This window comes from Pseudomonas sp. I3-I5 (assembly GCF_022699445.1).
Lineage (GTDB): Bacteria > Pseudomonadota > Gammaproteobacteria > Pseudomonadales > Pseudomonadaceae > Aquipseudomonas > Aquipseudomonas fulva.
In genome coordinates, this window is the sequence record NZ_CP093940.1 from 4,369,556 (window position 1) to 4,388,693 (window position 19,138).

A 19,138-nucleotide genomic window follows, 5' to 3' on the forward strand; every position below is an offset into this window, starting at 1 on the left:
TCGTGAAACGTCTTAATTAGGTCGAACAATATATTGGACCTAATTATTAGCCAGCTATATGATTTTTTCACTGCCTCTGAGGTACTTGCCTGTGAAAACCGCTGTAGCCCTTGTAGCGACCAAACCCGAACCCGAGCCCATGACCTCGAACGACGCCTGGATCGAAAAAGGCACGCCGGCCTTCATGAGAACGGTGCTGGCGCTGTTCAGCGGCGGCTTCGCTACCTTTGCCCTGCTCTACTGCGTCCAACCGATGATGCCCTTGCTGTCGAAGGAGTTCGGCATCAACGCTGCACAGAGCAGCCTGGTGCTTTCGGTTTCGACCGGCATGCTGGCGCTCGGTCTGCTGGTCACAGGCCCGATTTCCGACCGCATCGGCCGCAAGCCGGTAATGGTGGCGGCGCTGGGCTGCGCGGCCTTGTCCACGATAGCCAGCGCGGTGATGCCGACCTGGGAGCTGGTCCTGGCAACCCGGGCACTGGTCGGGTTGTCGTTGAGCGGGCTGGCGGCGGTGGCCATGACCTACCTCAGTGAAGAAATCCACCCACAGCACATCGGCCTGGCCATGGGCCTGTACATCGGCGGCAATGCCATCGGCGGCATGTGCGGACGCCTGATCACTGGCGTGCTGATCGATTTCGTCAGCTGGCACGCGGCACTGCTCACCTTGGGAAGCCTGGCGCTGCTGGCGGCGATCGTGTTCTGGAAGGCATTGCCCGAGTCGCGCAACTTCCAGCCCCAGACCCTGAACCCACGCACGCTGGTCAACGGGTTCCTCATGCACTTCAAGGACGCCGGCTTGCCCTGGCTGTTTCTCGAAGCCTTCCTGCTCATGGGCGCCTTCGTCACCCTGTTCAACTACATCGGCTACCGCTTGCTGGCCGAGCCTTATCACATGAACCAAGCCCTGGTGGGTTTGCTGTCGGTCGTCTACCTGTCCGGCATCTACAGTTCGGCCCAGGTGGGCGCACTGGCTGACAGGCTGGGGCGGCGCAAGGTGTTCTGGGCCAGCATCGTGGTCATGGGCGGCGGCTTGCTCATGACCCTGACCCAGCCGCTGTCACTGATCATCCTGGGCATGCTCGTCTTCACCTTCGGCTTCTTCGGGGCTCACTCGGTGGCCAGCAGCTGGATCGGGCGCCGGGCGCTGAAAGCCAAGGGCCAGGCCTCTTCGCTGTATCTGTTCTGCTATTACGCCGGTTCAAGCGTGGCGGGCACGGCGGGCGGGGTGTTCTGGCATCATTGGGGCTGGAATGGTATTGGCCTGTTCATTGGGAGCTTGCTGGCGGTGGCCCTGATGGTGGCGTTGCGCCTGAGCACCTTGGCGCCAAAGGCCGCCTGAAGGCTGGGGGCAGGCCGGTTCACGGCGCGGTGGACTCGCCAAGAACCGGCCTGCCTGCGACAGGAGTGCTGGATCAGTTGATGATCTCGACACGGTCCACGTCCACCTCGCGGCTCATCAAGTGTTTCTCGACTTCACCAGTGAGCTTGACCTTGGTCTTGTCATTGAATGGCGTGGCTGGCAGATCCTCGTCATCGATCTCGACCGTGATGGTGCCGGTGCTGTCCTTGAATTCGTATTTGTCATCGTTGTCGAGCTTGCGGGTTACGTAGCCCTGCAAGACCACCGGGGTATCGTCTGCGGCCTCGCTGGCAGCGGCCACGGTGGAAATCGACTGCGCGCCAGGGCCGGTGTAGCCACCTGAAGCCAATGCAGCGGTGCTGAACAGGGGGGCAAGGATCAGGGCAAGATAGCGTGCTTTCATGGGGGCGGGTCCTATCTGTGTTGGAGTAGGACCAGCCTAGCGAGCACCGCTGAATTGAAACTTAATGCGACAGCCTCGCTGCATTCAGCCCCAGTCGGGCCATGCAGCGTAATGCGCTGTCACAACCGGTTCACTGGTGATACTGCGCCGACAGCTCGTGCACGGCATTGATGAAGGCGCCCGCGTTTTCAGGGTCGACCTCCGGCGTGATGCCGTGGCCCAGGTTGAACACATGGCCGCTGCCATGGCCGTAGCTGGCCAGGATGCGCGCCACTTCCGCACGAATGGCCTGCGGCCGGGCATACAGGACGGTCGGGTCCATATTGCCCTGCAAGGCGACCTTGTCACCTACCCGGCGACGGGCATCGCCGATGTCGCAGGTCCAGTCCAGCCCCAGGGCATCGGCCCCGGCATCGGCAATGCTTTCCAGCCACAGGCCGCCGTTCTTGGTGAACAGGATGACGGGGACTTTGCGCCCGTCATGTTCGCGAATCAGGCCGCTCACGATTTTGCGCATATAGGCCAGGGAGAACTCCTGATAGGCCGCCGACGACAGGTTGCCGCCCCAGGTATCGAAGATCTGCACGGCCTGGGCACCGGCCAGGATCTGCCCATTGAGGTACGTGGTTACCGACTGCGCCAGTTTGTCCAGCAACAGGTGCAGTGCCTGTGGGTTGTCGTAGGCCATGGCCTTGGTCTTGCGGAAATCCTTGGAGGAGCCGCCTTCGACCATGTAGGTGGCCAGGGTCCAGGGGCTGCCGGAGAAGCCGATCAGCGGCACGCGGCCATTGAGTTCGCGGCGGATGGTACTGACCGCGTCCATCACATAGCCCAGGTCTTTCTGCGCGTCGGGAACAGGCAGCGCCTCGATGTCGGCCGGGGTGCTGACCACCTTCCGGAAACGCGGACCTTCACCGGTTTCGAAATACAGGCCCAGGCCCATGGCGTCCGGGATGGTGAGGATGTCCGAGAACAGGATCGCCGCATCCAGCGGGTAACGATCCAGCGGCTGCAGGGTCACTTCGCAGGCGAACTGCGGGTTCTTGCACAGGCTCATGAAGTCGCCGGCCTTGGCGCGGCTGGCGCGGTACTCCGGAAGATAGCGGCCGGCCTGGCGCATCATCCATACCGGGGTGACGTCAACGGGTTGCTTGAGCAGAGCACGCAGGAAACGGTCGTTCTTCAGGGCAGTCATGTCGGCATCCGGAAAAATAGTGGGGGCATTTTCTCAGACACCGACACAAAAGGCACGGTCGGGGCCATGCGTTTTGTTTTTTGCGTGCTTCAGGTCAAGCATTCCCGGGCAAGCCCGGGCGTCTGCCCCAGGCAAATGAGGCCGCCCAGCGACCCCACCTTACCTGCCAGGGCGCTTAGACTTCCAGGTAGTCCAGAATGCCTTCTGCAGCGGTACGCCCTTCGAAAATCGCGGTCACGACCAGGTCCGACCCGCGCACCATGTCGCCACCGGCGAACACTTTCGGGTTGCTGGTCTGATGCTTGAACCTGCTCTTCTCCGGCGCCACGACACGGCCCTGGCTGTCGAGCTGGATATCGTGCTGCTCGAACCAGGAGGCGGGGCTGGGGCGGAAGCCGAACGCGATCACCACCGCATCGGCCGGCAGGATCTCTTCAGAACCCGGGATTGGCTCCGGGCTGCGGCGCCCGCGCGCATCAGGCTCGCCCAGACGGGTCTCGACCACCTTCACGCCCTCCACCTTGTCCTCGCCAACGATGGCGATGGGCTGGCGGTTGTAGAGGAACTTCACCCCTTCTTCCTTGGCGTTCTTCACTTCCTTGCGCGAACCCGGCATGTTGGCTTCGTCGCGGCGGTAGGCACAGGTCACCGTCTGGGCACCCTGGCGAATCGAGGTACGGTTGCAGTCCATGGCCGTGTCGCCACCGCCCAGGACCACGACTTTCTTGCCCTTCATGTCGACGAAATCTTCAGGCGACTTCTCGAAGCCCAGGTTGCGGTTGACGTTGGCGATCAGGAAATCGAGGGCATCGTGCACCCCTGGCAGGTCTTCGCCAGGGAAGCCGCCTTTCATGTAGGTATAGGTACCCATACCCATGAAGACCGCGTCGTACTCGGCCAGCAACTGTTCCATGGTCACGTCCGTGCCCACGTCAGTGTTGAGGCGGAACTCGATACCCATGCCGGTGAAGACTTCGCGGCGATTGCTGAGCACGCTCTTTTCGAGCTTGAACTCAGGGATACCGAAGGTCAGCAAGCCGCCGATTTCAGGATTCTTGTCGAACACCACGGGCGTCACGCCAGCGCGCACCAGCACGTCTGCGCAGCCCAGACCAGCCGGGCCGGCACCGATGATGGCCACGCGCTTGCCGGTAGGCTTGACCTTGGACATGTCCGGGCGCCAGCCCATGGCGAAGGCCGTGTCGGTGATGTACTTCTCCACCGAGCCGATGGTCACGGCGCCGAAACCGTCGTTCAGGGTGCAGGCGCCTTCACACAGACGGTCCTGTGGGCATACGCGCCCACAGACTTCGGGCAAGGTGTTGGTCTGGTGCGACAGCTCGGCGGCCGCCAGGATGTTGCCCTCGGACACCAGCTTCAACCAGTTGGGGATGAAGTTGTGCACAGGGCACTTCCACTCGCAATACGGGTTACCGCAGCCCAGGCAACGGTGCGCCTGTTCAACGGACTGCTGCGGCTTGAAGGGTTCGTAGATTTCCACGAACTCTTTCTTGCGCTGGCGCAGCAATTTTTTCTTCGGGTCCTTGCGGCCCACTTCGATGAACTGGAAGTCGTTGTTCAGACGTTCAGCCATTTTTCAAAACCTCTTAACAGCAGCCGCACGCTACACGCTGCAAGCCGCAAGACGATCACTTGAGCCGGGCAAACCCTGGGCTGCTCCGGTCGAGCGCCCAGGGTTGGTCACGTGCAGCTGTTTACTGCGGGTTGGCGCGGGTGCTGGACAGCAGTTGCTTGAGGTTGGCGGCCTTGGGCTTGACCAACCAGAAACGTCGTACGTAGTCGTCCAGGTTTTCGGAGAGCTCGCGCCCCCACTCGCTGCCGGTTTCATCCACATACTCGGCAAGAACCCGCGCCAGGTGGCTGCGGTAAGCCTCCATCGCTTCACCACTGATGCGCTGGATTTCCACCAGTTCGTGGTTGAGCTTGTCGACGAAGCTGTTGTCCATGTCGAGCACGTAGGCGAAGCCGCCCGTCATGCCAGAGCCGAAGTTGTAACCGGTCTTGCCCAGGACGCAGACGAAGCCGCCGGTCATGTACTCACAGCAGTGATCACCAGTGCCCTCTACCACGGCGTGGGCACCAGAGTTGCGAACAGCGAAGCGCTCGCCCGCCGTACCGGCAGCGAACAGCCTGCCACCGGTGGCGCCGTACAGGCAGGTGTTGCCGACGATTGCGCTGTGCTGGGTTTCGAACGGGCTGCCGGCCGGCGGCACTATGGTGACCTTGCCACCAGTCATGCCTTTGCCGACGTAGTCGTTGGCATCACCCTCGAGGTACAGGTTCAGGCCACCGGCGTTCCAGACGCCGAAGCTCTGGCCTGCGGTGCCTTTGAAACGGAACGTGATCGGCGTACCGGCCATGCCCTGGTTGCCGTACAACCGCGCGATCTCACCGGACACACGCGCACCGATGGAACGGTCGCAGTTGCAGATGTCGAGCGCGAACTCGCCACCGGCCTGGTCACGCACCGCCGGCATGGCCATTTCGACCATCTTCTCGGCAAGCTCGCCCTTGTCGAAAGGCGGGTTCCTGTCCACCTCACAGAACTGCGGCTTGTCGGCCGCAATGTGCGAGCTGCCCAACAGCGGGGTCAGGTCCAGGTGGTGCTGACGCTCGGTGTCGCCCGGCAGCACTTCGAGCAGGTCGGTGCGCCCGATCAGCTCCCCAAGGCTGCGTACGCCTAGCCTTGCCAGCCACTCACGGGTTTCCTCGGCAACGAAGGTAAAGAAGTTGACGACCATGTCGACCGTGCCGATGTAGTGATCCTTGCGCAGCTTGTCGTTCTGGGTAGCCACGCCGGTTGCGCAGTTGTTCAGGTGACAGATACGCAGGTATTTGCAACCCAGCGCGATCATTGGCGCGGTGCCGAAGCCGAAGCTCTCGGCCCCCAGGATGGCCGCCTTGATGACGTCCAGGCCGGTTTTCAGGCCGCCGTCGGTCTGCACCCGCACCTTGCCGCGTAAATCGTTGCCACGCAGGGTCTGATGAGTCTCGGCCAGGCCCAGTTCCCATGGCGCGCCCGCATACTTGATCGAGGTCAGTGGCGACGCACCCGTGCCGCCGTCGTAGCCCGAGATGGTGATGAGGTCGGCATAGGCCTTGGCCACGCCAGCGGCGATGGTACCGACACCCGCCTCGGCCACCAGCTTGACCGAAACCAGCGCCTGCGGATTGACCTGCTTGAGGTCATAGATCAGCTGCGCCAAGTCTTCGATCGAGTAGATGTCGTGGTGCGGTGGAGGCGAGATCAGCGTCACGCCCGGTACGGCGTAGCGCAGCTTGGCGATCAGGCCGTTGACCTTGCCGCCGGGCAGCTGACCGCCCTCGCCGGGCTTGGCGCCCTGGGCCACCTTGATCTGCAAGACTTCGGCATTGACCAGGTATTCAGGGGTCACGCCAAAGCGGCCGGTTGCCACCTGCTTGATCTTGGAACTCTTGAGGGTGCCATAGCGCGCCGGGTCTTCTCCGCCTTCGCCGGAGTTGGAGCGCGCGCCCAGGCGGTTCATCGCCTCGGCCAAGGCTTCGTGAGCTTCTGGAGACAGCGCACCCAGCGAGATACCGGCAGAGTCGAAGCGCTTGAGGATGGCGTCGAGCGGTTCGATCTGCTCCAGCGGCAACGGCTGGTCAGCCACTTTGACCTTCAACAGGTCGCGGATCATCGACACCGGGCGCTGATCGACCAGCGTGGTGTATTCCTTGAACTTGGCGAAGTCGCCCTGCTGCACGGCGGCCTGCAGGGTGTTGACCACGTCGGGGTTGTAGGCGTGGTATTCGCCACCATGGACGAACTTCAGCAAGCCACCTTGCTGAATCGGCTTGCGTACGCTCCAGGCCTCGGCAGCCAACAGCTTCTGGTCACTTTCCAGATCGACGAAGCGCGCACCCTTGATACGGCTCGACACACCCTTGAAGCTCAGCCCGACCACTTCCTCGGCAAGACCGATGGCTTCGAACAACTGAGCGCCCCGGTAGGAGGCGACCGTGGAGATGCCCATCTTCGACAGGATCTTGAGCAGGCCTTTGGAGATGCCCTTGCGGTAGTACTTGAACACCTCGTCCAGATCGCCCAGCACTTCGCCAGTGCGGATCAGGTCGGCCAGCACTTCATAGGCCAGGTACGGGTACACCGCCGAAGCCCCGAAGCCCAGCAGCACGGCGAAGTGGTGCGGGTCACGGGCGGTGGCGGTTTCCACCAGGATGTTGCTGTCGCAACGCAGGCCTTGCTCGGTCAAGCGGTGATGCACTGCACCTACGGCCAGCGAAGCATGCACCGGCAGCTTGCCAGGGGCGATGTGGCGGTCGCTGAGTACCAGTTGCGTCTTGCCCGCGCGCACGGCTTCTTCTGCCTGGTCGGCGATGTTGCGGATAGCCGCTTCCAGCCCAACGGCCTCTTCGTAGTTCAGGTCGATCAGCTGGCGCTCGAAGCCGTCACGCTCCAGGTTCATCAGCGAGCGCCACTTGGCCGGCGAGATGACGGGCGAGCTCAGGATGACGCGCGAGGCATGCTCCGGCGACTCCTGGAAAATGTTGCGCTCGGCGCCCAGGCAGATCTCAAGCGACATCACGATCGCTTCGCGCAGCGGGTCGATCGGCGGGTTGGTGACCTGGGCGAACTGCTGGCGGAAGAAATCGTATGGCGAGCGCACGCGCTGCGACAGCACGGCCATCGGCGTGTCGTCCCCCATCGAACCGACCGCTTCCTGGCCCTGTTCTCCCAAGGGGCGCAGCACTTGGTCACGCTCCTCGAAAGTGACCTGGAACATCTTCATGTACTGCTTGAGCTGGTCAGCGTCGTAGCTGGCCACACCCTGGTCGTCGGTCAGGGTCGCCTGAATCCGCGTGGCGTGCTGACGCAGCCAGCGCTTGTACGGGTGGCGGGACTTGAGACGGTCATCGATGGCATCGGTGTCGAGGATCTGTCCGGTTTCGGTGTCCACCGCCAGGATCTGCCCGGGTCCGACGCGGCCTTTGGCCAGTACTTCATCGGGCTGATAGCCCCACACCCCGATTTCCGAGGCAATGGTGATGTAGCCGTTGGTGGTGGTGACCCAACGCGCCGGACGCAGCCCATTGCGATCGAGCAGGCACACTGCGTGGCGACCTTCGGTCATCACGATGCCGGCCGGGCCGTCCCAGGGTTCCATGTGCATGGAGTTGTATTCATAGAAGGCGCGCAGGTCGGCATCCATGGTTTCGACGTTCTGCCAGGCTGGCGGCACCAGCATGCGCACGCCACGGAACAGATCGATACCGCCGGTCACCATCAGTTCGAGCATGTTGTCCATGCTCGACGAGTCTGAGCCGACGCGGTTGACCAGCGGGCCGAGCTCCTCGAGATCGGGGATCTGGTCATTGGCGAACTTGGTACGCCGGGCCATGGCCCAGTTGCGGTTACCTGTGATGGTATTGATTTCGCCGTTATGGGCAAGGAAGCGGAAGGGCTGCGCCAGCGGCCACTTCGGCAGGGTGTTGGTGGAGAAGCGCTGGTGGAACACGCAAATCGCGGTTTGCAGGCGCTCGTCGCTCAGGTCCGGGTAAAACGCAGCCAGGTCCCGCGGCATCATCAAGCCTTTGTAGATGATGGTCTTGTGCGAGAAGCTGCAAATGTAGTGGTCGGCGTCATGGGCATTGGCTACCGACGAACGGCGGCGGGCGCTGAACAGCTTGATGGTCAATTCCTGGTCGCTCAGGCCGTCGCCGCCGATGAACACCTGCTCGATTTGCGGCAAGCGTTCCAGGGCTAGGCGACCCAGCACGCTGGTGTCGATCGGCACCTTGCGCCAGCCCACCAGTTGCAGGCCGGCCGCGCGGATTTCACGGTCCATGTTGGCGCGGGCCGCTTCTGCCTTTATCGGATCCTGGTTGAAGAACACCATGCCGACGGCGTACTGCCTGGGCAGTTCGACGGCAAAATGTTCCTGGGCCATGGCACGCAGGAACTGATCGGGCTTCTGCATCAACAGCCCGCAACCGTCGCCGGTCTTGCCGTCGGCGTTGATACCGCCGCGGTGCGTCATACAGGTCAATGCCTGCATGGCGGTTTGCAGAAGGTGGTGGCTGGGCTCGCCCGTCATATGGGCGATCAGGCCGAAACCACAGTTGTCCTTGAATTCTTCGGGATGGTACAGACCTGTTTTCATAGACACATTCTCACCAGGTTCACCCCTCAACGGAGGCAAATCTCTTTTTTTAACAACCACTTACCATCCACGCCGATCAAACGCCAGCTTTTTTGCGGTGGCCATGGAAAACCATTGTTGCACAGCGACAGCGACACTCACAAATTTTCATGTCTCACCATTGAAAATTTATGTCGCATTTTTGAATGTATTGATGCCGCCAACCATGTGGCAACTTCGCTGGACTCTGAAGCGATTCAGCCAGGACTGCATGGGCGGCTTGTGGCCGGCAGCCCGGGACAGAAAAGCCTGCCGCGCTCAGGCGCAGCAGGCTAGACGAAAACCAGAATTCGCTTGGCTACAGGGCAGCGGGGTGGTGCTGCCCGGAAGGTATCAGCGGGCCGAAGCCAGCTCTTGTTGGACGCTGGCGACGGTACGTGGCCAAGGTTTACCAGCCTGGACCTTCGCTGGCAAGTTCTTGATGGCAGCCACAGCTGCATCGCGGTTGGCGAAGTTACCGTAAGTGACCACGTAAAGCGGTTTGCCCTGCAGGGACTTGCGGAAGTAGCGATAGTCGCCACCTTGGGCTTTCACGAAGGCCTGGGCGGATGCTTCGGAGCTGGTCCCCAGAATCTGCACCACGTAGTTGCCCGGCTTCTGACCGGTGTACCAGCTGCTGTTGCCGCTGTCACCTGACGCTGGTTTTTCAGCAGCTTTCTCGGCGACCTTGGGCGCGGGCTTGGCCACCGCCACCTGGGTAGGTGCAGGCTCAGGCTTGGCCGGCGTGGTTTGCTTGGGCTGTTGCGTGACCGGCTTGGGCGTGGAGGTCACCGGCTGGGCAGGCGCCGGCGCTGGGCCAGCAGACACGCCCTGTGGCGGTGCGATGGTGGTTACCGTGGGTGGCGGGTTGCCCGGTTGCAACGCGGTATCACCCGCCGGGCTGCCTTCTTCGCCCTCGCCCATGCCTGCTGCCTGGGCCAACGGTTCACGCATGACCGGTTGCGACTGCCCGCCCAGCGGCAGGGGCTTGGGCTGGGACGAGCCGGAGAACTCGATTGCCGCGCTGGAATTGCCGTCGCCAAGGGGCAACTGGGCCTGGGCTGCGGGTGCATCTTCAGGGGCCTTGTCGCCCTTGCGGGGCATCAACACCGCCGCGGCCACGGCGACGACGACCACGGCGGATAGCGCGAGTACGTGTTTTTTAGGCATCTTGAACCCCATGGCTGGTCGCTTTGCCGTCGAGCGGCTGGCGATCATGGCTTCGATCAGAGTGTCACGGGCAACCTGGTTGATAGTGCCAGGCCACCCATCGGCATTTTCATGGATATCGGCGATCTGCTCCCGGCTGAACACCTCGATACCCCGGCCGGCACCCACCAGGCGCTGTTCGAGATACTCGCGGGTTTCCTCCTCGCTGTACGGCGCAAGTTCGATGATGTGGAAGCGTTCTTCCTCGATATTCAACTCATCGAGCCCTGCGATCAGCGATGGCTCACCGAACAGGAATACATGCGGACGCCCTTCGGGAACGCCTGCCGCCAATTCCAGCAACGCTTGGAGTGCCGACTCGTCCAGTTGTTCCGCATCGTCCACCAGCAGATACACTTCCTGGCCAGTCAGGGCCAGTTGCACCATCTTGGACAGGATGCTCTGGACCTGCGGCTCGGCCACATCCAGGTACTGCGCAATCTGGCCGAGGATACTGGCAGCATCGCCGGCACTGCGGGCCGAAACCACGACGCTCTGCACCGACTGCTTGTTGGTGCTGGCCGCCAGCGCCTGGCGCAGCAAGGTCTTGCCGCTGCCCAGAGGCCCGGTGACCACCAGCATCAGGTGGCTGTAGCGAGCCAGGTGGTGCAGCTGCGCCAGAACCGGCTTGCGCTGGGCGGGAAAGAACTTGAAGCCCGGTACGCGCGGTGCGAACGGGTCATGGCTCAGTTGGTAATGGTCGAGAAAGGCCTCATCGGCGTGCAAACTGGTCATTGCGCTGTCACAACCTCAAAGCTGGGCCACGATCGCGCGGTAATCCGCCGACAGCGTGGCCTGGAGAATCTCATAGGGATAGTCGTCGGTGACCACGGCCTCGCCTAGCTGGCGCAACAGCACCAGGCGCAGACGGCCGTCCAGCACCTTCTTGTCGACCGCCATGTGTTCCATGAAATGCGCTGGGGTCATTTCCTGCGGGGGCACCACCGGCAAGCCTGCCTCCAGCAGCAAGCCAATGCCGCGGTCGCGTTCGGCCTGCGTGATCCAGCCCAGACGCATGGACATTTCCAGCGCCATGGCCGTACCTGCTGCCACGGCTTCGCCATGTAGCCAGACGCCATAGCCCATATGGGTTTCGATGGCATGGCCGAAGGTATGGCCAAGGTTGAGCGTGGCGCGAACACCCGACTCGCGCTCGTCAGCCCCCACGACGGCTGCCTTCGCCGCGCACGAGCGGCGGATGGCTTCGGTCAACGCGACGGCGTCGAGGCTGCGCAGCGCCGGCATATTTTCTTCGAGCCAGGCCATGAAAGGCTTGTCACAGATCAAACCGTACTTGATGACTTCGGCCAACCCGGCAGACAGCTCACGCGCTGGCAGGGTCCCGAGGGTCGTGGTGTCGATCACCACGGCGTTGGGCTGGTAGAACGCCCCGACCATGTTCTTGCCCAGTGGGTGATTGATGCCGGTCTTGCCGCCGACCGACGAATCCACCTGCGACAGCAGGGTGGTGGGTACCTGGATGAAATCCACACCGCGCTGATAGCACGCCGCAGCAAAACCGGCCATGTCGCCGATCACGCCACCACCGAGCGCTACAACGGTGGTGCGCCGATCGTGGCGGGCCGTCAGCAGGCCATCGAAGATCAGCTGCAACGTTTCCCAGTTCTTGTGGGCCTCACCGTCGGGCAGGACCACCGGCAGTACGCTGTAAGCCCCCAGAGTCTTGCTCAGGCGCTCCAGATAGAGCGGCGCCACGGTCTCGTTGGAAACGATGGCAACCTGACGGCCAGCGATATGCGGCGTCAGCCACTCAGGCTGGTCCAGCAGGCCTTCGCCAATGTAGATCGGGTAGCTGCGCTCGCCCAGGTCGACCTTCAGTGTCTGCATGTATCCCCACAATGAGCTGGTGCACGGCGCCTTTGGCAGGCAAGCCACGCGGTATCGTTGAGCCTCGCCTCGGCGCAGGAGGCCGAGAATAGTCCCGGGTTAACGGGGCGGCAACTGCTGCAGGCGCTCGAGAATGTCGATCACCACCATTCGCGGTGGCCGCTCGTCGGTTTGCACCACCAGGTCGGCAATTTCACGGTAGAGCGGGTCTCGGGTTTCGAGCAAGGCGCGCAGGGTCGCCTCCGGGTTGGCGGTACGCAGCAATGGCCGGTTGCGATCCCGAGCGGTGCGGCCGACCTGCTGCTCGACCGAGGCATGCAGGTAGATCACCCGCCCGCCCTGGTGCAGCGCGCGGCGATTGGCCTCGCGCATGACCGCCCCGCCACCGGTGGCAACGACCACGCCATCAAGGCTGCACAATTCGGCAATCATGGCCTGCTCGCGGTCACGGAAACCCGGTTCGCCTTCCTTGTCGAAGATCCACGGAATGTTGGCACCGCACCTCAGTTCGATTTCCTTGTCGGAATCCCTGAATGGCAGGCGCAGCTCTTTGGCCAATAGGCGCCCGATGGTGCTTTTACCAGCACCCATGGGCCCCACAAGTATCAAATTTCGCACAGAATCAACGACTCACAGCAATCGTCTGGTCACTCATGATACGCGGAGTCAGGAAGACCAGCAGCTCGGATTTTTTCTCTTGTAGTACATCGCGTCGAAACAGCCGTCCAACATACGGCAGATCGCCAAAAAATGGCACCTTGTCCACTACATTGTTTTGCGTGGTGGAGTAGACGCCACCGATCACGATAGTCTGCCCGTTCTCGACCCTGACCTTGGCATTGACCTCGTTCTTGCGAATGGGCGGGACGTCATTGAGGGCATTGACGTAGTCAGGTTCGTCCTTGGTCACTCTCACGGTCATGACGACACTGTCATCCGGCGTGATCTGCGGCGTCACCTCCAGTGAAAGCGAGGCTTCGCGAAACGACACGGTTGTCGCGCCATTCTTGTTGGACTGCTGGTAAGGCACCTCGGTACCTTTGAGTATCCGCGCCGTCTCCTTGTCGGCGGTCACTACCTTGGGCTGGGAGATGATCTCGCCCTCACCGCTCTTTTCCATGGCACTGAGCTCAAGGTCAAGGAGCACGTCGCCGCGCAACAGACCAACGCCAAGGCTGCTGCCGCCCCGCTCGACGCCCAGGTCAACGAACAGGTCCTTGCCCGCTCTCGGTGCGGCGCTGTACAGGTCGCCGCCCCATCTCACCCCCAGGCCTTTCTGGTAGTCGACGTTGGCCTCCACGATACGGGCCTCGATCGCTACCTGACGCACGGGCACATCCAATTGGGCGATCAGTTGCCGAATCTCGGCGAGTCGATTCGCCGGCTGGTGGACCACCAGCGTGTTGGTGCGCTCATCCACGCCCAGGCTGCCCCTGCCGGCAAGAATGCCGTCCTCAGACAGGCTCGCCAGTAACAGCTCGGACAAATCGGCGGCCTTGGCGTAGTGGATACGCATCAGTTCCCGACGCATGGGTTGTGATTGCGTGTCGAGTGGGTTCGAGGTGCCCTCGAACGACTGCGCGCTCAGGGTAGAAAGCGGTGCGATCAGCAGCACGTTGCCTTCGTGGCGTCGACCCAGGCCCTTGCTGCGCAATACCAGGTCGATCGCTTGATCCCAAGGCACATCTTCCAGTCGCAAGGTGACGCTCCCTTGTACGTCGTCGCTGGCGACCAGGTTGATGCCGGCATGATCGGCAAGCACCTGCAGCACGGCGCGTACCTCGACATCCTGAAAATTCAGTGACAGCCGCTCACCCTGGTAAGGGGCCGCCATTGCCGTCAACGGCAGCAGCAGGGTTGCCAATAGCCATTTCCATGTCTTGCTCATCCAGGACCAGGGCCTCCTTGCCCACAGGTGTTGCCATAGAGATAAACGCAACGCGCTCGTGCCATGCACCGTCCATGAACCAGTGTTCGCGGATTTCCACTTGAACCGAATCGATATGCGTAACGACCCCTTGATCGCGCCCGACCCGGTCGCCCAGCCGCACCCGATGAACCTTACCGGCCGCCATTAACAGCGCTTCGTTAGCCTGTGCCCGTGACAGGCTGCCAACCATGCGCACCTGGGACAGCGGCACGCTTGCCAGCCCGCGATCAGGCAGCCGGTCCTGCTGCGGCCTGAACGGATCGACCTGTGGTGCCGCCGCGGGCACGCTTGCCGGCAGCTGGGCCAATGTCTGTGGTTGCAGCGTCGGGACAGTTGCCTGAAAGGCATCGACCTGCAGCCGTAGCTGCACCATGCCAGGCTGCCCGGCGACAGGCTCCAGGCTCATGTCGCCAGTGCGCAGCAGCCGAGCTTGGCCAAGCCACTCCAATAACCATTGCCGCACGCCGGCATACTCGCCTTTGACCCGCAGCTCCAGCGGCACCTGTTGGTACTCACCATGGGGTTGCGCCTCTTGCACCCGCAGCAGCTCGATGAGCAAGCCGTGGGCACGGCCCAACGCCGAGATGTGGTCCACCAGGTCGCTCATGTCCTGGCCGGCGGCCATGTTCCACAGGGCCACCTGCAGGCGTTGCTCAGCCCCTGCCACCGAGGCGCGCAGGCTGTCGAGCGTTGCGCGTTCTCCATTCAAAGCCGATTGCTGCTCATCCAGTGCCTGGGACTTGGCCTGCTCCTGGTCCATTTGCTGCAGCGCTGCGGGCAGGCGTATCGCGCAGCCCAAGGCGAACAGGCAAACGGCCAGCAGCACTGGCGCCATGCGCTTGGCCCGCACGGACTGCCCGAGCAGCGCCGCTCGATCCAAGTGCGCCTGCAGTTTCATGACCAGGACGCAGCGACGCGTGCCGTCAGCAGGAACTGATCGGCACGGGGCAGGCTTTTGATCTGCTTGAGTTGCAGGTCGATCAACATGCCAGAGCGACCCAGGTCCCGCATGAACTGGGCGATCACGGCGCCAGAGGGAGCGAGGCCCGTAATCTGCAGGTGGCTGGCTTCGAGTTGCAGGCCCAACAACTGCACAGTGGTCGGCAGGGCGCGCTCAAGGTCCGTGAACAGCCCCTCCAGGATGCGCTGTTCAGCGCGCAGCGTCTCAAACCGGGCAAGCTGACTCGACGACGTGGCGTACTGGTCCTGCAGCTGCGCCCTCGACGCTGTCGGCTCATTCAGGGCCGCCAATGCCGCCGCACGCTGCCTGTTATCGGTCGTCTGCAACTGGGCCCGTTGACGCGCCAGCTGATCGACCATCGTCACGGCGCACAGGGCCGCCAAGGCGCTTGCCAACAGCTGGTTGCGAAAGCGCCGAATGGCCGCTTGCCGCTGCCGCTCGCGCCAAGGAAGCAGGTTGAACCTGATCATGCCCGTAACCCACCTGCCGCCAGCGTGCTGGCAAGCAGCATGGGACCACCGAGACACTCGAGCCCGCCGGGTGAGGGTAACGGCCGGCAACGCACGTTGAGCCGTTCGCTCATCGCGTGCAGCTGCCGAGGGGTCATGCAGGCGCCGCTGGACACCCACAGGTCCGCCGGCAGGCCCTGCGACACGAGCGCCAAGACGACCTGCTCTGGCAGCTCACCCGACAACATGGGTTCAGTCGACGTCCACGCCCATCGTTGGCAGACGCCTTGGCGCTGCCAGCGATGCAGGGCGATGTTTTGCAGATCGATCCGCAACACGGCGGATTGATCCGAACAGGCAGGTGGTAACAGCCGGGTAAGGGCAATCGTATCGACCTCGACGGCTTCCAGTTGCAGCCCCGCGTGCCTCGCCACCGATTGCACCAGTGCCAGCGTGCTCTGCCGGCAAGCCGCCACCATCACGTCGACACTGTTCGGCTCATCAGAGCAGGGACCCAGCACATGGAAATCCATGGCCAGGTCATCCAGCGCAAAAGGCAGTAGCCGCTCGGCTTCGGCGAGCAACTGCGCTTCGATCTGCTCCTCGCACGCCTGACGCGGCACGCGGCACGGCTTGCAAATCACCTGGTCGGCTGCCAACGCCATGGCCACTCGATGCGGGCATACACCGTGACGCTCGAAGGCACGGCGCAGCGCCGCTGCAGCATGTGCTGGCTGAACCATCCAGGTGGTGTCGGCTGGCTGCTGATAGGGTTCCTGTGCCTGGCACAGCACCTCAAAGCGCCGCTTGCGCTTGCGCAACTGAACCACCCGCACCGCATTCTCGACGATTTCAATCCCTGTAAATGAACCGGCATCCTTGCTGAAGCGTCCAAGCATCGCGGCCTCCCTTGCGCTCGATGCTGCCTGGGGCACCCCCTGGACCTGGCCGCCGCCAGACGACGAGCAGCCCGGGCGGTAACCCCGGCGTGGCGAAAAATGCTTATAATGCCCGGCGTTTTCCGGCCCGCCGGGCCTGCGTGCAACCCATTCACAACCTGGACACCGAAAAGCCTTGATACGTCTGCTTAAGTTCTTCTGGTGGTCTTCCGTCGCAGCCATCTGCGCGCTCGTACTCGGTGTGAGCGGCGCGTTTCTGTATCTTAGCCCCAACCTGCCTTCGGTCGATTCGCTCAGAAGCATCCAGTTGCAGATCCCCCTCAAGGTGTTCAGCAGCGACGGCAAGCTGATCGCGGAATTTGGCGAAATGCGCCGCTCCCCGATCCGCTTCTCGGAGATTCCGCCACAGTTCATTCAGGCACTTCTGTCGGCCGAGGACGACAATTTCCTCAACCACTATGGCGTCGACCCCAGCAGCCTGATGCGCGCGGCCACACAGTTGGTCAAGACCGGACACATCCAGACCGGCGGCAGCACCATCACCATGCAGGTGGCGAAGAACTTCTTCCTGACCAGCGAACGCAGTTTCTCGCGCAAGACCAACGAGATCCTGCTGGCACTGCAGATCGAGCGCGAGCTGACCAAGGACGAAATTCTCGAGCTGTACGTGAACAAGATCTACCTGGGCAACCGTGCGTACGGCATTGATGCCGCCGCCCAGGTTTACTACGGCAAGTCGATCCGTGACGTGAGCCTGGCGCAGATGGCGATGATCGCGGGCCTGCCAAAGGCGCCGTCACGCTTCAACCCGCTGGCCAACCCGGTCCGCGCCAAGGAGCGCCGTGACTGGATCCTGGGCCGCATGTACAAGCTCGGCAAGATCGACGAGGCAAGCTACCAGGCCGCCCTGGCCGAGCCGCTGAACGCCCGCTATCACGTGCCCACCCCTGAGGTGAATGCGCCCTTCGTCGCCGAAATGGCCCGTGCCGAAATGGTCGGCCGCTACGGCAGCGACGCCTACACCGAAGGCTTGCGTGTGACTACCACCGTGCCTAGCGACACGCAGGAAATCGCCAACAAGGCGGTCCTCAAAGGGTTGACCGACTACGACCAACGCCATGGCTACCGCGGCCCCGAGGCACGCTTCCCAGGCCGCACCGTGGCAGCCTGGACTCACGAACTGGCCAGGCAGCGCACACTGGGGGGGCTGGAACCGGCAATCGTTACCCGCGTCGAGAAGACCGGCCTTCAGGTGTTGACCCGCAATGGCAAGGAACAAACCGTAGCCTGGGACACGATGAAGTGGGCGCGTCCGTTCATCAACACCAATGCCCAAGGCCGTGCGCCCCAGTCGCCGGCAGACGTTGCCCAAGTCGGCGACCTGGTGCGCCTGCAGCGGCTGGATGACGGGTCGTTCAAATTCAGCCAGGTGCCCAGCGCCCAGAGCGCGCTCGTCACCCTGGACCCTACCAGCGGCGCCATCCGCGCACTGGTCGGCGGTTTCTCGTTCGAGCAGAGCAACTATAACCGTGCCATGCAGGCCAAGCGCCAGCCCGGTTCGAGTTTCAAGCCTTTCATCTACAGCGCAGCGCTCGACAGCGGCTACACCGCCTCCAGCCTGGTCAATGACGCACCCATCGTGTTCGTCGACGAATCGGTGGACAAGGTCTGGCGCCCCAAGAACGATACCAATACGTTCCTCGGCCCGATTCGCATGCGCGAAGCCCTGTACAAGTCGCGCAACCTGGTTTCGATCCGACTGCTGCAGGCCATGGGCATCGACCGCACCATCGACTACATCGCCAAGTTCGGTTTCAACAAGCAGGACCTGCCACGCAACCTGTCGCTGGCACTGGGTACTGCCACACTGACACCGATGGAGATCGCCACCGGCTGGAGTACGTTCGCCAATGGCGGCTACAAGATCTCGCCGTACCTGATCGACCGTATCGAGAGCCGCAATGGCGAGACGCTGTTCACGGCCAATCCGCCACGCGTTCCTCAAGGTTCGGAAGACAATGCCGGGCTGGCCGCTCCCGAGCAGCCCATCAGCACTGGTCAAGTGCCGGGTGAGCCCTCCACTTCGCTCGATCAGGCGCCCGCACCACAAGCCCCGGCAGTGGCCGAGCGCATCATCGACGGCCGTACCACCTATATCCTCACCAGCATGCTGCAGGACGTCATCAAACGCGGTACGGGCCGCCGAGCGCTGGCACTGGGACGCACCGACCTTGCGGGCAAAACCGGTACCACCAACGAATCGAAGGATGCCTGGTTCTCGGGCTACAACGCCGATTACGTGACCACGGTGTGGGTTGGTTTCGATCAGCCCGAAACCCTGGGTCGTCGGGAATACGGTGGCACTGCCGCACTGCCGATCTGGATGGGCTTCATGGGCCCGGCTCTCCAAGGCCGGCCTGAGCACCCGCCCGCGCAGCCTGAAGGCATCCTGAGCCTGAGGGTCGATCCCGTCAGTGGCCGTGCTGCCTCGGCAAGCACGCCCAATGCCTATTTCGAGCTGTTCAAGGCAGAGGACTCGCCACCGTCGGTGGACGAACTGGGTAACGGGACTGCACCGGGTAGCCCGCTTCCAGCCGATGAAGCAACGCCAATGGATCTCTTCTGATACCTGACCGGTACCCTGACAGGGCTGCAAGGCGGCCCTGGCATTACGGCTCGATGCCGGCGAATTCCCGCTGCCC

Annotated in this window: 13 protein-coding genes; 2 read left to right on the forward strand and 11 right to left on the reverse strand. The window is 62.7% G+C overall.

Annotated elements, in window-relative coordinates; genetic code table 11:
• The first annotated feature begins 91 nt into the window (after positions 1-91).
• Positions 92-1,342, forward strand: coding sequence for an MFS transporter (locus MOP87_RS19585; protein ID WP_028686679.1), 1,251 nt, complete (start codon positions 92-94; stop codon positions 1,340-1,342).
• Positions 1,343-1,415: 73 nt separating this feature from the next.
• Here MOP87_RS19585 and MOP87_RS19590 read toward each other — a convergent pair whose 3' ends face one another.
• From MOP87_RS19590 to pilM, 11 genes are all read right to left on the reverse strand, one after another.
• Positions 1,416-1,766: a NirD/YgiW/YdeI family stress tolerance protein gene (locus tag MOP87_RS19590; RefSeq protein WP_023532560.1), complete on the reverse strand. Its 351-nt coding sequence runs from the start codon at positions 1,764-1,766 to the stop codon at positions 1,416-1,418.
• 130 nt (positions 1,767-1,896) lie between these two features.
• Positions 1,897-2,961 carry a uroporphyrinogen decarboxylase gene (hemE, locus tag MOP87_RS19595; RefSeq protein WP_111475144.1) on the reverse strand — a complete coding sequence of 355 codons (1,065 nt, stop codon included), beginning with the start codon at positions 2,959-2,961 and terminating at the stop codon, positions 1,897-1,899.
• Positions 2,962-3,136: 175 nt separating this feature from the next.
• Positions 3,137-4,555: an FAD-dependent oxidoreductase gene (locus tag MOP87_RS19600; RefSeq protein ID WP_027913514.1), complete on the reverse strand. Its 1,419-nt coding sequence runs from the start codon at positions 4,553-4,555 to the stop codon at positions 3,137-3,139.
• A 121-nt stretch (positions 4,556-4,676) separates the two neighbouring features.
• Positions 4,677-9,122, reverse strand: a complete 4,446-nt coding sequence (gene gltB / locus MOP87_RS19605; RefSeq protein ID WP_242809908.1) for a glutamate synthase large subunit — start codon at positions 9,120-9,122, stop codon at positions 4,677-4,679.
• A 372-nt stretch (positions 9,123-9,494) separates the two neighbouring features.
• Positions 9,495-11,084 carry an AAA family ATPase gene (locus MOP87_RS19610; RefSeq protein WP_242809909.1) on the reverse strand — a complete coding sequence of 530 codons (1,590 nt, stop codon included), beginning with the start codon at positions 11,082-11,084 and terminating at the stop codon, positions 9,495-9,497.
• A 15-nt stretch (positions 11,085-11,099) separates the two neighbouring features.
• Positions 11,100-12,197, reverse strand: coding sequence for a 3-dehydroquinate synthase (aroB, locus tag MOP87_RS19615; RefSeq protein ID WP_110606388.1), 1,098 nt, complete (start codon positions 12,195-12,197; stop codon positions 11,100-11,102).
• 99 nt (positions 12,198-12,296) lie between these two features.
• A complete protein-coding gene (gene aroK, locus MOP87_RS19620) occupies positions 12,297-12,815 on the reverse strand; it encodes a shikimate kinase AroK (RefSeq protein ID WP_027913510.1) in 519 nt (172 codons plus the stop codon).
• Between the two features lie 4 nt (positions 12,816-12,819).
• Positions 12,820-14,085: a secretin N-terminal domain-containing protein gene (locus MOP87_RS19625; RefSeq protein WP_042138980.1), complete on the reverse strand. Its 1,266-nt coding sequence runs from the start codon at positions 14,083-14,085 to the stop codon at positions 12,820-12,822.
• Positions 14,009-15,025, reverse strand: a complete 1,017-nt coding sequence (locus MOP87_RS19630; protein ID WP_088522832.1) for a pilus assembly protein PilP — start codon at positions 15,023-15,025, stop codon at positions 14,009-14,011. The genes MOP87_RS19625 and MOP87_RS19630 overlap by 77 nt, the downstream gene beginning before the upstream one ends.
• Positions 15,022-15,558 carry a PilN domain-containing protein gene (locus MOP87_RS19635; protein WP_110606387.1) on the reverse strand — a complete coding sequence of 179 codons (537 nt, stop codon included), beginning with the start codon at positions 15,556-15,558 and terminating at the stop codon, positions 15,022-15,024. Before MOP87_RS19635 ends, MOP87_RS19630 begins: the two co-directional genes overlap by 4 nt.
• Positions 15,555-16,436 (reverse strand): pilus assembly protein PilM, encoded by an 882-nt coding sequence (pilM, locus tag MOP87_RS19640; RefSeq protein WP_110606386.1) that lies wholly within the window; start codon positions 16,434-16,436, stop codon positions 15,555-15,557. The genes MOP87_RS19635 and pilM overlap by 4 nt, the downstream gene beginning before the upstream one ends.
• 175 nt (positions 16,437-16,611) lie before the next feature.
• Here pilM and MOP87_RS19645 point away from each other — a divergent pair, with 175 nt between their 5' ends.
• Positions 16,612-19,062 carry a penicillin-binding protein 1A gene (locus MOP87_RS19645; protein ID WP_027913506.1) on the forward strand — a complete coding sequence of 817 codons (2,451 nt, stop codon included), beginning with the start codon at positions 16,612-16,614 and terminating at the stop codon, positions 19,060-19,062.
• The last annotated feature ends 76 nt before the right edge of the window (positions 19,063-19,138 follow it).

What these genes read in the sequence shown, in the direction of transcription:
- pilM (WP_110606386.1), bottom strand. Translation starts at nt 16,436, where the DNA reads ATGCTTGGACGCTTCAGCAAGGATGCCGGTTCATTTACAGGGATTGAA.
- MOP87_RS19625 (WP_042138980.1), bottom strand. Translation starts at nt 14,085, where the DNA reads ATGAGCAAGACATGGAAATGGCTATTGGCAACCCTGCTGCTGCCGTTG.
- MOP87_RS19590 (WP_023532560.1), bottom strand. Translation starts at nt 1,766, where the DNA reads ATGAAAGCACGCTATCTTGCCCTGATCCTTGCCCCCCTGTTCAGCACC.
- MOP87_RS19600 (WP_027913514.1), bottom strand. Translation starts at nt 4,555, where the DNA reads ATGGCTGAACGTCTGAACAACGACTTCCAGTTCATCGAAGTGGGCCGC.
- MOP87_RS19610 (WP_242809909.1), bottom strand. Translation starts at nt 11,084, where the DNA reads ATGACCAGTTTGCACGCCGATGAGGCCTTTCTCGACCATTACCAACTG.
- hemE (WP_111475144.1), bottom strand. Translation starts at nt 2,961, where the DNA reads ATGACTGCCCTGAAGAACGACCGTTTCCTGCGTGCTCTGCTCAAGCAA.
- gltB (WP_242809908.1), bottom strand. Translation starts at nt 9,122, where the DNA reads ATGAAAACAGGTCTGTACCATCCCGAAGAATTCAAGGACAACTGTGGT.
- MOP87_RS19630 (WP_088522832.1), bottom strand. Translation starts at nt 15,025, where the DNA reads ATGAAACTGCAGGCGCACTTGGATCGAGCGGCGCTGCTCGGGCAGTCC.
- aroB (WP_110606388.1), bottom strand. Translation starts at nt 12,197, where the DNA reads ATGCAGACACTGAAGGTCGACCTGGGCGAGCGCAGCTACCCGATCTAC.
- MOP87_RS19635 (WP_110606387.1), bottom strand. Translation starts at nt 15,558, where the DNA reads ATGATCAGGTTCAACCTGCTTCCTTGGCGCGAGCGGCAGCGGCAAGCG.